General features: G+C 73.4%; 16 protein-coding genes. 10 read left to right on the forward strand and 6 right to left on the reverse strand.

The genetic code is table 11. The features are described 5' to 3' along the window. The first annotated feature begins 29 nt into the window (after window positions 1-29). The 5 genes from AC54T2_RS16030 (at window position 30) to AC54T2_RS16050 (ending at window position 4811) form a co-directional block, all read left to right on the forward strand. Window positions 30-287: a hypothetical protein gene (locus AC54T2_RS16030; RefSeq protein ID WP_186341861.1), complete on the forward strand. Its 258-nt coding sequence runs from the start codon at window positions 30-32 to the stop codon at window positions 285-287. 236 nt (window positions 288-523) lie between these two features. Beyond that, a complete protein-coding gene (locus AC54T2_RS16035; protein ID WP_186341860.1) occupies window positions 524-1225 on the forward strand; it encodes an ANTAR domain-containing protein in 702 nt (233 codons plus the stop codon). A gap of 123 nt (window positions 1226-1348) precedes the next feature. Beyond that, a complete protein-coding gene (locus AC54T2_RS16040) occupies window positions 1349-2914 on the forward strand; it encodes a peptide chain release factor 3 (RefSeq protein ID WP_496666676.1) in 1566 nt (521 codons plus the stop codon). A gap of 39 nt (window positions 2915-2953) precedes the next feature. After that, a complete protein-coding gene (locus AC54T2_RS16045; RefSeq protein ID WP_496666677.1) occupies window positions 2954-4414 on the forward strand; it encodes a protein adenylyltransferase SelO in 1461 nt (486 codons plus the stop codon). A gap of 73 nt (window positions 4415-4487) precedes the next feature. Next, window positions 4488-4811 carry a helix-turn-helix domain-containing protein gene (locus AC54T2_RS16050; protein ID WP_489976193.1) on the forward strand — a complete coding sequence of 108 codons (324 nt, stop codon included), beginning with the start codon at window positions 4488-4490 and terminating at the stop codon, window positions 4809-4811. 51 nt (window positions 4812-4862) lie between these two features. Here the strand turns inward: AC54T2_RS16050 and AC54T2_RS16055 are convergent, their stop codons facing one another. Next, window positions 4863-5465, reverse strand: a complete 603-nt coding sequence (locus AC54T2_RS16055; protein ID WP_186341856.1) for a ClpP family protease — start codon at window positions 5463-5465, stop codon at window positions 4863-4865. Further along, window positions 5462-6073 carry an ATP-dependent Clp protease proteolytic subunit gene (locus AC54T2_RS16060; RefSeq protein WP_489976194.1) on the reverse strand — a complete coding sequence of 204 codons (612 nt, stop codon included), beginning with the start codon at window positions 6071-6073 and terminating at the stop codon, window positions 5462-5464. Before AC54T2_RS16060 ends, AC54T2_RS16055 begins: the two co-directional genes overlap by 4 nt. A 161-nt stretch (window positions 6074-6234) precedes the next feature. Between AC54T2_RS16060 and AC54T2_RS16065 the strand changes: the two genes are divergently transcribed. Then, window positions 6235-7662, forward strand: coding sequence for a short-chain fatty acid transporter (locus AC54T2_RS16065; RefSeq protein WP_186341854.1), 1428 nt, complete (start codon window positions 6235-6237; stop codon window positions 7660-7662). Between the two features lie 15 nt (window positions 7663-7677). On the opposite strand, the gene AC54T2_RS16070 is transcribed toward AC54T2_RS16065, so the two are convergent. Continuing rightward, window positions 7678-7977: a DUF3253 domain-containing protein gene (locus tag AC54T2_RS16070; RefSeq protein ID WP_489976195.1), complete on the reverse strand. Its 300-nt coding sequence runs from the start codon at window positions 7975-7977 to the stop codon at window positions 7678-7680. A gap of 122 nt (window positions 7978-8099) precedes the next feature. Between AC54T2_RS16070 and AC54T2_RS16075 the strand changes: the two genes are divergently transcribed. Both AC54T2_RS16075 and AC54T2_RS16080 read left to right on the forward strand, forming a co-directional pair. After that, a complete protein-coding gene (locus AC54T2_RS16075; protein WP_186341852.1) occupies window positions 8100-9077 on the forward strand; it encodes a zinc-binding dehydrogenase in 978 nt (325 codons plus the stop codon). A 118-nt stretch (window positions 9078-9195) separates the two neighbouring features. Next, window positions 9196-9852: an AMIN-like domain-containing (lipo)protein gene (locus AC54T2_RS16080; RefSeq protein WP_496666678.1), complete on the forward strand. Its 657-nt coding sequence runs from the start codon at window positions 9196-9198 to the stop codon at window positions 9850-9852. Window positions 9853-9882: 30 nt separating this feature from the next. On the opposite strand, the gene AC54T2_RS16085 is transcribed toward AC54T2_RS16080, so the two are convergent. Continuing rightward, the gene (locus tag AC54T2_RS16085; protein WP_186341850.1) at window positions 9883-10206 is read right to left on the reverse strand and encodes a putative quinol monooxygenase; all 324 of its coding nucleotides are present in this window, start codon (window positions 10204-10206) and stop codon (window positions 9883-9885) included. A 101-nt stretch (window positions 10207-10307) separates the two neighbouring features. On the opposite strand from AC54T2_RS16085, the gene AC54T2_RS16090 reads away from it, so the two are divergent. Next, on the forward strand, window positions 10308-11291 hold the full coding sequence (locus tag AC54T2_RS16090) for a 5'-3' exonuclease (protein WP_496666679.1): 984 nt from the start codon (window positions 10308-10310) through the stop codon (window positions 11289-11291). Here AC54T2_RS16090 and AC54T2_RS16095 read toward each other — a convergent pair. Next, window positions 11283-11627 (reverse strand): MerR family transcriptional regulator, encoded by a 345-nt coding sequence (locus tag AC54T2_RS16095; RefSeq protein ID WP_496666680.1) that lies wholly within the window; start codon window positions 11625-11627, stop codon window positions 11283-11285. The two genes, AC54T2_RS16090 and AC54T2_RS16095, sit on opposite strands and share 9 nt — an antisense overlap. 151 nt (window positions 11628-11778) lie before the next feature. Between AC54T2_RS16095 and AC54T2_RS16100 the strand changes: the two genes are divergently transcribed. Continuing rightward, on the forward strand, window positions 11779-12216 hold the full coding sequence (locus AC54T2_RS16100; protein WP_186341847.1) for an Hsp20/alpha crystallin family protein: 438 nt from the start codon (window positions 11779-11781) through the stop codon (window positions 12214-12216). 122 nt (window positions 12217-12338) lie between these two features. Here AC54T2_RS16100 and AC54T2_RS16105 read toward each other — a convergent pair whose 3' ends face one another. After that, a complete protein-coding gene (locus tag AC54T2_RS16105; RefSeq protein ID WP_496666681.1) occupies window positions 12339-13001 on the reverse strand; it encodes a GOLPH3/VPS74 family protein in 663 nt (220 codons plus the stop codon). Window positions 13002-13006 lie beyond the last annotated feature (5 nt).

Here is a 13006-nt window from a genome sequence, read left to right on the forward strand (position 1 = left end):
CCCTGGCTGGACAGGTCGGACAAGCCATGGTGGAAGCATCAGGACGACAGCTCGATCCCGGCCGGCACGAGCAGCTGGCCGCGCTCCTCGACGACGTGCTCGTGGCCCGGCGCACGCTCGACCAGTCGCGGCACGCCACCCGGCTCGGCGAGCAGCAGCAGCTGCGCCAGGCGCTGCTCGACGCGCTGGAGGCCTACGCCGCGGCGCTGGCCGCGGCGGGCGCCCCGCTGCCACCGCGGCTGCGGTCGGAGATCGACCTCTACAAGGGCCTCCGCGGCCGGATGTGACCCACCCGGGGGCCGACGACGCACTCCGTGGGGAGGGCGACCCGGGTGCCCGCTTCTTGAGCACCCGGGTCTGGGGGCCGGTGACCTCCGGAGGTCACCCGCACCTGTGACTGGCGGTACCCCTGTGTCGACGACTCATGCCGCGTGCCGGCCGCGCGATCCCGACCCGGATCGCGGCGCCGGTCACCGCGGGCGTCGGCGGCATGACGCCGCGCCTCGCGGGGTACGACACGAGCGTGGAACCGATCCCCGAGACGCTGCGCGCCCTGGACGACCTCGGTGCCCACGTCGACGACGACGCCGCACTCGCGACGAGCCTGTCGGCGGCCACCGAGACCGCGCGCCGCGTCGCGCCGGGGCTGGTCGGGGTGAGCCTGGCGTCCCGCGAGCTCGGCGTGACCTTCACCCTGGTCGCGTCCGACGACGAGATCGCGACCCTCGACGCGGTGCAGTACGTCGACAGCGGACCGTGCGTCGACGCCATCGACCTTGGCCACGGCATCACCACCTCCCCCGGCGGCCTGCTCAGTGAGTCGCGCTGGCACGACTTCGCCCGCGCGAGCGCCGCTGCCGGGGTGCAGAGCACCCTCACGCTCCCGGTCGTGCTCGACGACGAGGTGGTCGCGACGGTCAACCTCTACGGGGCCGCCACCGACACCTTCGCCGGCCGGCACCAGCAGCTGGCCGACGCCTTCGGGGCGTGGGCTCCCGGCGCGATCACCAACGCCGACCTCTCGTTCACCACCCGCACCCTGGCGCAGGAGGCCCCGGCGCACCTCGAAGGGCTGGCGCTGCTCGACGCCGCCACCGGGCTCGTCGCGGCCCAGCGCGACATCCCGGTCGCGCAGGCCCGCGCCCACCTCGAGGACGCCGCCCGTCGCGCCGGCGTCCCCGCCGTCCGGTTGGCCCGCGTCATCGTCGGGCTCCACGACGGCTGACCCGCGCACGGGTCCAGCCCGACCGGCCATCCGCAGGGACCGCGGCCCTACGCCGGCGTGACGTGGGTCTCGGGCGCTGGCGGCGAAGCGGAGGTCGGGGCCGCGGGCCGGTAGGTTCGCGCGGTGCCCGACACCCGCCCTCGCCGGACCTTCGCGGTCATCAGCCACCCCGACGCAGGCAAGTCCACACTGACCGAGGCGCTCGCCCTGCACGCTCGGGTGATCACCGAGGCGGGCGCCGTGCACGGCAAGGGCGACCGGCGGGCCACCGTGTCGGACTGGATGGCGATGGAGAAGGCCCGCGGCATCTCGATCACCTCGGCCGCGCTCCAGTTCGTCTACCGCGACCACGTGGTCAACCTCGTCGACACCCCCGGTCACAGCGACTTCTCCGAGGACACCTACCGCGTGCTGTCGGCCGTGGACTCGGCGGTGATGCTGGTCGACGCCGGCAAGGGGCTCGAGCCGCAGACGCTCAAGCTCTTCAAGGTCTGCGCCCTGCGCGGCATCCCGGTGATGACGGTGATCAACAAGTGGGACCGTCCCGGCCTCTCGGCACTCGAGCTGATGGACCTGATCCAGGAGAAGATCGGGCTGCGACCCACGCCCCTCACCTGGCCCGTCGGCGAGGCCGGCGACTTCCGCGGCGTGCTCGACCGGCGTACGGGAGAGTTCGTGAAGTACACCCGCACCGCGGGCGGCGCGACCCGCGCGCCCGAGCGGCGGATGGGCGCCGACGAGGTCGACGACGCCGACGCGGCGACCTGGGCGGCCGCCGTGGAGGAGCACGAGCTGCTCACCCTCGACGAGGCCGACCACGACCAGGAGCGGTTCCTGGCCGGCGAGACCACGCCCGTGATGTTCGCCTCGGCGCTGCAGAACTTCGGCGTGGCCCAGCTCCTCGACCTGCTGCTCGACATCGCCCCCGACCCCAGCGCCACCGCGGGCGTCGACGGGTCGGTCCGCGAGACCGGCGACGACTTCAGCGCCTTCGTCTTCAAGGTGCAGTCGGGGATGAACAACGCGCACCGCGACCGCCTCGCCTACGCCCGCGTCGTGTCCGGCACGTTCGAGCGCGGCATGGTGGTCACCCACGCCGGCAGCGGGCGTCCCTTCGCGACCAAGTTCGCCCAGTCGGTCTTCGGTCGCGACACCGCGGCGGTGGAGACCGCCGAGCCCGGCGACATCATCGGCTTCGTCAACGCCCAGTCCCTGCGGGTGGGCGACACCGTCTACGTCGGCGACCCGATCGAGTACCCGCCCGTGCCGAGCTTCGCGCCGGAGCACTTCGTCACCGCCAGCGCCAGCGACATCGGCCGCTACAAGCAGTTCCGCCGCGGCATCGAGCAGCTCGACCAGGAGGGCGTGGTGCAGGTGCTGCGCTCGGACCTGCGCGGCGACCAGAACCCCGTCCTCGCCGCCGTCGGCCCGATGCAGTTCGAGGTCGTCGAGGACCGGATGACCAACGAGTTCAACTCGCCCATCCGGCTCTCCCGGCTCGACTACCAGGTCGCCCGCCGCACCGACGCCGACGGGGCGAGCGCCCTGGCCGGCAAGCGCGGCGTCGAGGTGCTCCAGCGCAGCGACGGCACCCGGCTCGCCCTCTTCGTCGACCAGTGGCGGGCGATGGTCACCGCCCGCGACAACCCCGACATCATGCTCGAGCCCCTGCCCGCCGGCGGCGGCTGACGCACGGGCCGTCCCCGCCGTCGGCGTACAGTCGAGGAGGTGACCTCGGCTCCCTCCCCGACCCTCGTCCTCGACGGCCGCTTCGCGCGCGAGCTGCCCGAGCTGGCCCTGCCGTGGCAGGCCGTCGCCACCCCGGATCCGCGGCTGCTCGCCCTCAACGCGCTGCTCGCCGCCGACCTCGGCCTCGACCCCGACTGGCTGCGCGCCGACGGCCTCGGGCTCCTCACCGGCACCCTCCTCCCCGAGGGCGCCACTCCTGTGGCCCAGGCCTACGCCGGCCACCAGTTCGGCGGCTACTCACCGCGCCTGGGCGACGGCCGCGCCCTCCTGCTCGGCGAGCTCGCCGACGACGACGGGCGGCTGCGCGACCTGCACCTCAAGGGCTCGGGCCGCACGCCGTTCTCCCGCGGCGGCGACGGTCTCGCCGCGGTCGGCCCGATGCTGCGCGAGTACGTCGTCAGCGAGGCCATGCACGCACTCGGGATCCCCACCACCCGCAGCCTCGCGGTCGTCGCCACCGGGCGTCCGGTGCAGCGCGAGACGGTGCTGCCGGGAGCCGTGCTGGCGCGGGTGGCGAGCAGCCACCTCCGGGTGGGCACGTTCCAGTACGCCCGCGCGAGCGACGACGTCGACCTGCTGCGCCGCCTCGCCGACCACGCGATCGCCCGCCACCACCCGGCCGCGGCCGAGGCAGACCACCCCCACCTCGCGCTCCTCGACTCCGTCGTCGCCGCCCAGGCCTCCCTGGTGGCGCAATGGATGCACGTCGGGTTCGTCCACGGCGTGATGAACACCGACAATATGACGATCTCCGGCGAGACGATCGACTACGGCCCGTGCGCGTTCATGGACGCCTTCGACCCCGCGACGGTCTACAGCTCCATCGACACCGGCGGGCGCTACGCCTACGGCAACCAGCCCGTCGTCGCCGAGTGGAACCTCGCCCGATTCGCCGAGTCGCTGCTCCCGCTGCTGGCCGACGAGCAGGACGCGGCGGTGGCGCTCGCGGTCGAGTCGCTCGGCAGGTTCCGCGACCTCTACTCCACCGCATGGTCGACCGGGATGCGCGCCAAGCTCGGCCTGCCCGACGACGTCGACCCGGCCGAGGCGTCGAGCATCGTCGCCGACCTGGTCGGCCTGCTCCAGGCCGAGCACGTCGACCACACGTCGTTCTTCCGCAGCCTCGGGGCCGCCGCCCGCGGGGACACCGAGCCCGCTCGCGGCCTGGTCCTCGACCTCGCCGCCTTCGACGCATGGGCCGCCCGCTGGCTGCGCCTGGCACCCGACGCGACCGCGATGGACCGGACCAACCCGGTCTACGTGCCGCGCAACCACCTCGTGGAGGAGGCGCTGGACGCCGCCACCGCGGGCGACCTCGCCCCGTTCGACCGGCTGGTCGAGGCCGTCACCTCGCCCTACGACGAGCGTCCGGGGCTGGAGCGCTACGCCGAGCCGGCTCCCGAGTCGTTCGCCGGCTACCAGACCTTCTGCGGCACGTGAAGGGCCCCGCGGACGTTCCGCGCTGAGCAGAACGCGTGAGGGCAACCGACCCCGAGGAGCTAGGTTCGAGCACATGGGAGACATCGTGCGGTTCCCCGATCCCGCGACCGGTCGCCTCGCCCGCCCGGCGGACGAGTCGGCAGACCAGGCGCCCGAGCCGCTGTGGCGCGAGCTCGTCGGACGCGAGCTGCACCGCGAGCGCCGGCGGCGCGGCGAGCGGCTCGTCGACGTCGCGGGCCGCGCGGGAGTGTCGGTGCAGTACCTCTCCGAGGTGGAGCGCGGCCTCAAGGACCCGTCGTCGGAGATGCTGCACGCCATCGCCGGCGCGCTCGAGCTGAGCGTGCGGCGGCTCGCGGTGCGTGCCGGCCGACCGGACGCCCTCGCCCTGGCCGCCTGACCCGCCCGGGCCCGCCCCGTCGGCGCCCTCCCCGCCCTCCCTGCCCGCCTGTCAGCCCAGCGCCGGGCCCTGCTCGTGCAGCACGGTGTCGACGATCCCGTAGTCCACGGCGGCCGCTCCCGGCAGCACGAGCGTCCGGTCGGTGTCCTGCCGGATCTGCTCCGCGGTGCGGCCCGTGTGCCGGGCCAGCACCTCCTCGAGCAGCAGCCGCACGCGTGCCACCTCGTCGGCCTCCAGGATCAGGTCGGGGATGGTGCCGCGTCCCTGGGTGGCGGGCTGGTGCAGCACGACCCGGCCGTGGGGCAGGATCGCGCGGCGACCGGGTGCTCCCCCGGCCAGCAGGACCGCGGCGGTCCACGCGGCCTGTCCGACGCAGACGGTCTCGACCGGCGGCCGCACGAACTGCATCGCGTCGTAGACGGCCAGCATCGCGGTGATCGACCCGCCGGGCGAGTTGACGTAGAGGCTGATCGGGAGCTCGGAGTTCTCCGAGGCGAGGTGGAGCAGCTGGGCGATGACCGTGTTGGCCACGCCGTCGTCGATCTCCGTGCCGAGGTAGACGATCCGCTCGGACAGCAGGCGGGAGTAGAGGTCGAGGGTGCGCTCGCCGCGCGGCGTCTGCTGCACGACGTACGGGATCGCGTAGCTGCTCATCGCACACCCGCCAGGCCGACGGTGCGGGCGCGCGCCGGCGTCACGTGATCGACCGAGCTGATCACCTGGTCGACGAAGCCGTAGGCCAGGGCGTCGGGAGCGCTGAACCATCGGTCGCGGCGCGAGTCGCGCTCGACGGTCTCGCGGTCCTGCCCCGTGTGCTCGGAGATCAGCCCGAGCACGGTGTCGCGGGTGTGCCGCAGGTCGTCGGCCTGGATCTCGATGTCGACGGCCGTGCCGCCGATGCCCGCGGATCCCTGGTGGAGCAGGACCCGCGAGTGCGGCAGCGCGTAGCGCTTGCCGGGTGTGCCGGCGGAGAGCAGGAACTGCCCGGCGCTGGCGGCCATGCCCATCGCGAGCGTGCTGACGTCGTTGGGGATCAGCCGCATGACGTCGTGGACGGCGAGCATCGACGACACCGAGCCGCCCGGGGAGTTGATCCAGAGGCTGATGTCGGCGCGGGGATCCTCGGCCGACAGGAGCAGCAGCTGGTGCATGAGGCGGTTGCCGTTGTCCTCGCGCAGCTCCTCGCCCAGGACGATGATCCGCTGGAGCATCAGGCGTCGGACGAGCTCGTCCTCGATGCCGGAGGTGGTGTGGGTGGTCATGCCGCCAGCCTGACGGGCGCCGGGCGTGCGCCACAGGGCGTTCCGCGCGGGGCGGATCCGCTCCGGGCGGAGCCGGCTCAGTCGATCGGTGCGGAGGTGTCGCACACGAGCGCCGCCGGCGCACGCGTCAACCGACGCGCACTCCGCTACGTTGCTGCTCCATGTCGACAGTCTCGGAGACCCAGGAAGAACGCGGCCTCGCCCGCCTCGCCCAGCGCAGCGCCGCATGGACCGAGAAGTGGTTCCCCGACGCCTACGTCTTCGCCCTCGCCGGCGTCGTGCTGGTGTCGGTCGCGGCGATGGTCAACGGCTCGAGCCCGGTCACGGTGGCGGAGACCTTCGGCGGCGGCTTCTGGGACCTCGCGACGTTCACGCTGCAGATGGCGATGGTCGTGCTGACCGGCTACGTCGTCGCCACGTCCCCGCCGGTCGCGCGGATCATCGAGCGCATCGCGCTCTACCCCTCGACGCCGCGCGGTGCCGTGGCGTTCGTCGCGCTGCTGTCGTGCGTGGTGTCGATGCTCAACTGGGGGCTCAGCCTGGTCTTCAGCGGCTTGCTGGCCCGGGCGATCGCGCGCCGCGCCGACCTGCGCGCCGACTACCGGGCGCTCGGCGCGGCGGCCTACCTCGGCCTCGGCGCGGTCTGGGCGCTCGGCCTGTCCTCGTCCGCCGCCCAGCTGCAGGCGACCCCGGCGTCGCTGCCGCCGGAGCTGCTCGAGATCACCGGTGTCCTCGACTTCGGCGCGACGATCCTCACCTGGCAGTCGCTCGTGATGGCGGTCGTCCTCATCGTCCTCAGCGTCGCCGTCGCCTGGGCGTCGGCGCCACAGGGCGACGCGGTCCGCACGGCCGAGGACATGGACGTCGACCTCTCCGACGAGGTCGAGCCGATGGCGCCGCGCACCCGTCCCGGCGAGCGCCTCGAGTACTCGCGGGTGCTGCCGGCCCTCGTCGGGCTGCTGACCCTCGGCTGGCTCGTCCACCAGCTCGCGACCCTGCCCTTCCTCACCGTGATCAGCAGCCTCAACGGCTACCTCATGGTGTTCCTGATCCTCGGCCTGGTCCTCCACGGCACCCCGCGCGGGTTCCTCAACGCGGTCACCAAGGCCGTGCCGACCACCGCCGGCGTGCTGGTGCAGTTCCCGCTGTACGCCGCGATGGCCGCCGTGCTGACCCGCGCCGAGGGCCGCGGCGGGATCACCGTCTCCGAGCACCTCGCCGACCTGTTCACCGACATCGGCGGCGGCGGCGCGTTCGCCGTCGTCATCGCGATCTACACGGCGCTGCTCGGGCTCCTCGTCCCGTCCGGTGGGGGCAAGTGGCTGGTGGAGGCGCCGTACGTCATGCAGTCGGCCACCGACGTCGGGATGAACCTCGGCTGGACGGTGCAGATCTACAACGCCGCCGAGGCGCTGCCCAACCTGGTCAACCCGTTCTTCATGCTGCCTCTGCTGGCGGTGCTCGGGGTGCGTGCCCGCGACCTCGTCGGATTCACCTTCCTGCAGTTCGTCTTCCACCTGCCGGTCGTGCTGATCCTGCTGTGGCTGCTCGGGATGACCTTTGAGTTCGTCCCGCCCGTGATGCCCTGACCGGGCGCCGACGCGTCAACGCCGCAGCCGGATGCGGATCGGTCCGGCGGCGGCCGCCGGGTCGACGACCCGGCCGCCCTGGGTGATCTCGACCCGGCCCCGGTCGACGAGGCGACGGGCCGCCCGGCGCGCCGGCTCCATCAGCTCGCGCCACGAGTCGGCGTCGCCGACGGCCCGCGCCGCGTCGGACGGGCAGATCGTCGAGGTGGGGCCGCGGCGGGCCAGCAGCTCGAGGATGCTCGCCTCGAGCCGCCGATCCACATCGGCCGTCGCGGGCCGGCCCGACGGCGCGTCGGGTGTCGGGTCGCCGGGCATGCCCCCAGCGTGCGCCGCTCGCGCCGCTCCGACCTCACCCCCATGGGCACGGTCCGGCATAGCCGGCCCGGATCGGTGGTTGTGCCCTCTGTCCGTTCGACCTTCACCCGAGAGGCAATCCCATGCGCGCACTCGTCCAGCCCAGGTTCGGCGACCCCTCCGAGGTGCTCTCGGTCCAGGAGGTGCCCGACCCCGAGCCCGGCCCGGGTCAGGCCCTCGTGCGCGTGCTGCTCTCGCCGATCCACAACCACGACCTCTGGACCGTGCGTGGCAGCTACGGCTTCAAGCCCGAGATGCCGGCCCGTGCCGGCACCGAGCTGGTCGGCGTGGTGGAGGCGCTCGGCGAGGGCGTCGACGGTCTCACCGTCGGCCAGCGCGTCGCCACGGGCGGCACCTTCGGCGCCTGGGCCGAGCGGGTCGTCGCCCCGGCAGCCGGGCTGACCCCCGTGCCCGACGGCATCAGCGACGAGGCCGCCGCGCAGCTGGTCTCGATGCCGTTCAGCGCCATCGCGCTGCTCGACTTCCTCGAGGTCTCCGAGGGCGACTGGATCGTGCAGAACGCCGCCAACGGCGCGGTCGGCCGCCTGGTCGCCCAACTGGCCGCCGCGCGCGGCGTCAACGTCCTCGGCCTCGTCCGCCGCTCCGACGGCGTCGGCGAGCTGCGCGAGCAGGGCATCGAGCGGGTCGTCGCGACCGACGACGACGGCTGGCGCGAGCGGGTGCGCGAGATCGTCGGCGAGGCGCCCGTCGTCGCCGGCGTCGACTCCGTCGGAGGCACCTCGGCCGGCGACGTCGTCTCCCTCCTGGCGGAGGACGGGGTGCTGGTGGTCTTCGGCGCCATGGCCTCGCCCACGATGGAGATCAGCTCGGGCGACGTGATCTTCAAGCAGGTCGTCATCAAGGGCTTCTGGGGCAGCAAGGTCTTCCCCGCCATGGCGCGCGACAAGCGGGCAGCGCTGATGGGTGAGCTGGTCACCGGCATCGCGTCCGGGACGCTGACGCTGCCGGTCGAGAAGGTCTACGGCCTCGACGAGATCGCCGACGCCGCGCGTGCCAGTGCGGCGCCGGGGCGACGCGGCAAGATCCTGCTGCGCCCGTGACACCCACGCCGCGGGGTCACGCGCGCCCGACGCCGCGGCCCCTAGGCTGGGCGCACGGGGCGCGAGGAGCGCCCGACGGCCACCGAACGACGGGACGGGGACGATGATGAGGCGTGGTGTGGGAGCAGCACTCGCCGTGACGGCGGGCGGGCTGCTGCTGGCCGCCTGCGGCACCGGCGTCACGCCCACCGGGGTGAGCGCGACCGATCCGCCCGCCACCGAGCCCACCAGCGAGCCCACCGAGCCCAGCACCGCGCCGCCGACCGAGCCCAGCACGGAGCCGGCGACCGAGCCCAGCACGGAGCCGCCGACCGAGCCGGCGACGCCCGACGGGCCCGCATTCGGTCCGGCCACCGAGGTGCAGCTCAGCGAGCCCTCCGGCGAGTGGGACCTGCAGCTGGCCGACGTGCGCCTCGGCGAGCACGACGGCTTCGACCGGCTGGTGCTGGAGCTCGCCGGCAGCGGTGCGCCGGGCTGGGCCGTGGAGTACGCCGATCAGGCAGTCGCCGAGGGCAGCGGTGAGGTCGTGCCGCTCGAGGGTGACCGCGTCCTGACGATCAGCGCGTCCGGCACCGCCATGCCCGAGCCGGGGTCCTACGAGACCCCCCGTCGCCTCGGCCCGTCCGGTGACCTGGCCGAGGTCCGCGTCGGCGGCTGGTTCGAGGGATACCTCCAGGTGTTCGTGGGCCTCGACGGCGACGCGCGCCCCTTCCGGGCGTTCGCGCTCACCGACCCGCCGCGCCTCGTCGTCGACGTCAGCCACCCGCCCTCCTGACCGGGCCGCGGCGCCTCACCCACCCACCGGTCAGCCGACCCGCATCTCGCCGAGCTCGTTCCAGCCGTCCTGGTCGACCTCGGTGCTCACGATGTCCGGGGTGCGGGCGAGGTACTGCGGGAGCTCGGCCTGGGCGGCCTTGAAGTGCTCCGAGCCGACGTGGGCAGCCCCGGCCGCACCGTCGCGGAAGGCCTCGACGAGGACGTACTCGTGGGGGTCGGCCAGGCTCCGCGACCAGTCGAACCACAGGCAGCCCTCCTCGGCGCGCGTCGCCTCGGTGAAGGCGCGCGAGATCTCGGGCCAGTCGTCGGCGTGATCGGGCTTCACGGAGAACTTCGCGGTGATGAAGATCAAGGTCTCACTCCTGGGGTGGACGGGGTTGTCACCCCCGAGCCTAGGACGCTGGCCGCTCGCTATCGTGGGCGCATGACCGGCCCGGCGCACCCCACCGCCCGATGACCCGGTCCCGTCGCCTGCTGCTCGTCGTCGACGCGCCGTCGCTGCTCCACCGCAACCACCACGCCCGCTCGCACACCGGGCTCCGCGACCGCCAGGGCCGGCCCATCTGGGCACTGCACGGGATGCTCCGCCAGATCCTCGAGTCGATCGACTCGTTCGCCCCCGACGCCGTGGTCTTCGGCCTCGACGACCGCACGGGCTCGCTGCGGCGCGACCGCTACCCCGACTACAAGGCCGGGCGGGCCGAGAAGGACCCCGAGCTCGTCGAGCAGCTCGACCGGGCCGGCGCCCTCCTCGACGCCCTGGGGCTCGCGACCGTGACCCCGGCCGGGCTGGAGGCCGACGACGTGAACGCGTCAGGGGCCACCTGGGCCACCGCCAACGGCTGGGACTGCGTGATCATCACCTCCGACCGCGACGCCTTCGCGCACATCAGCCCCCACACCCGGGTGCTGCGCCTGATCGACGGCGGCATCCACGGCTCGCCGATGCTCACCCCCGCGCGGCTGTTCGACCTCTACGGGGTGCGCCCGGCCAACTACCTCGCGTTCGCGGCGCTGCGCGGCGACTCCAGCGACAACCTGCCCGGCGTGCAGGGCATCGGCGAGAAGACGGCCGCGATCCTGCTCGACGTCGCCGGGTCGATGGACGCCGCCTGGGCCGACGTCGACCACAACGACGGCGACGGGCTGCGTGCGGCCCTCGACGACTGGGCGGCCGAGACGGGCGGTCGCCGCGTCGGCAGCACCGTCGTACGCCGGCTGCGCGCCGACGGCGCCCGCGAGCGCTACGACTTCAACGTCGCGATGATGTCGGGCCGCGACGACCTCGACCTCGGGCTCACCCCCGACGTGCCCGGCTCGCGCGGGCTGCTGCCGCTCGACCTCGACCGGGTGACCAAGGTGGTCGGCTTCCTCGACAACGACTTCACCACCGACTTCGCGGTGCGGGTGCTCACCGGCCGGCCGGCGTCAGGCTGACTCCCGCCGCTCATCTCCCGACTCATCTCCCGACTCATCGCCCGACTCATCGCCCGACTCATCGCCCGCCTCGTCGAGCCGCGCCCGGAGCCGGTCGACCTCGTCCTCGAGGTCCAGCACCCGGGCGACGCCGGCGAGGTTGAGCCCGTCGGCCAGCAGGTCGCGGATCCGCGCGAGGCGCGCGACGTCGTCGGCGCTGTAGAGCCGGGTGCCGCCCTCCGTGCGGTCGGGGCGCAGCAGCCCGCGCCGCTCGTAGACGCGCAGGTTCTGGATCTCCATCGAGACCATCGAGGCCGCCACCGAGATGGCGTACACACCGTGGTCGTCAGCCGCCACGCGGGCACCTCCTCGGGTCGTCGGGATCGCGTCCCTCGTCGGTGTCGCGAGGGGCTTGCACCAAGTCTGACAGATGGGCTATAAGAAACCTATAACCATCAATACAGGTTGTGGACCCACGGTCCACCCGGCACCGAACCAGGAGGAGACGATGTTGCTTCGCACCACTGACCCGTTCCGTGACCTCGACCGGCTCACCCAGCAGCTGCTGGGCACGACCAACCGTCCCGCGGTGATGCCGATGGACGCCTGGCGCGAGGGTGACCGCTTCGTCATCGAGTTCGACCTGCCCGGCGTCAACGCCGACACCATCGACCTCGACGTCGAGCGCAACGTGCTCACCGTGCGCGCCGAGCGCGTCGCCCGCAACGGCGACTGGGAGCCGCTGGCCTCCGAGCGCCCGCGCGGCGCGTTCAGCCGCCAGCTCGTGCTGGGCGACAACCTCGACCTCGAGCGGATCGAGGCGTCCTACACCGACGGCGTGCTGCGGCTGATCGTCCCGGTCGCCGAGAAGGCCAAGCCCCGCAAGATCGAGATCACCCAGACGGGATCGGGGCGCGGCAGCGAGCACGCCGAGCTGAGCGCCTGATCCTCGCCCGATCCGTCGCCCGATCTCTCGCCCCTGGTCGCGGGACCGCAGCCCTTGCGCAGTGTGCTGCGGTCTCGCGACCGCTCCACGTCCGGACCCGGCAGACCACGGCGGCGCCGCGATCAGTTGCCGCTCGTCACCACGATCGGCACGACGACGGCGGTCATCATGGCCACGTTCATCGCCGCCACGGCCTTCGCCACCGCCTCGCCGGCGACGACGTCGGTGGAGATCTCCGCGATGCGCCGCTTGAGGTCCTTCCTGCCCAGGGCCCCCGACTCGTCCTCGAGCACCTTCGGCGCCACCTCGAGACCCTGCAGGATGCAGAGCAGGCTCGCGTCGGCGGGCGTCGGGGTGCTGCCCAGCAGGACCGCACGCAGCCGCTCGCGGACCCGTCGCTCCGGCTCGGGATCGCGCACGGGGTACTTCTCCGGCACCAGGCCGAGCGCGCGCTTCTCCTCGATGTCGATCGTCCCGGCCGCCTCGAGTGCCACCGCCACCTCGCGCTCGACGGCGAGCTTGCCGTCGGTCACCAGCGACGACAGCTTCTTGCCGTCCTTCTGCTCCAGGCGCGCCATCGCCGCGTCGAGCGCCGGGTGCCCGACCGGTCCCGGCACGAGCACCGTCATCCGGGGGTCCTTGTCGTCGCTCAGGGTGATCCGCTCCGCGACCACCAGGTCGGTGACGACGGCCGCGGCCAGGCCGTAGCCCCGGTGCGCCATGGCGCTCTCGGGCTTGCCGTCGTCGCGTCGCAGCAGCAGGAACAGCTCCTCGCAGATCAACATGGCGC

The organism is Nocardioides sp. Z35_8 (genome assembly GCF_059621125.1).

Coding starts and splice junctions, on each gene's coding strand:
- AC54T2_RS16055 (WP_186341856.1), bottom strand. CDS start 5,465: ATGAGCAGCTACGCGATCCCGTACGTCGTGCAGCAGACGCCGCGCGGC.
- AC54T2_RS16050 (WP_489976193.1), top strand. CDS start 4,488: ATGGGAGACATCGTGCGGTTCCCCGATCCCGCGACCGGTCGCCTCGCC.
- AC54T2_RS16065 (WP_186341854.1), top strand. CDS start 6,235: ATGTCGACAGTCTCGGAGACCCAGGAAGAACGCGGCCTCGCCCGCCTC.
- AC54T2_RS16100 (WP_186341847.1), top strand. CDS start 11,779: ATGTTGCTTCGCACCACTGACCCGTTCCGTGACCTCGACCGGCTCACC.
- AC54T2_RS16090 (WP_496666679.1), top strand. CDS start 10,308: ATGACCCGGTCCCGTCGCCTGCTGCTCGTCGTCGACGCGCCGTCGCTG.
- AC54T2_RS16105 (WP_496666681.1), bottom strand. CDS start 13,001: ATGTTGATCTGCGAGGAGCTGTTCCTGCTGCTGCGACGCGACGACGGC.
- AC54T2_RS16075 (WP_186341852.1), top strand. CDS start 8,100: ATGCGCGCACTCGTCCAGCCCAGGTTCGGCGACCCCTCCGAGGTGCTC.
- AC54T2_RS16060 (WP_489976194.1), bottom strand. CDS start 6,073: ATGACCACCCACACCACCTCCGGCATCGAGGACGAGCTCGTCCGACGC.
- AC54T2_RS16070 (WP_489976195.1), bottom strand. CDS start 7,977: ATGCCCGGCGACCCGACACCCGACGCGCCGTCGGGCCGGCCCGCGACG.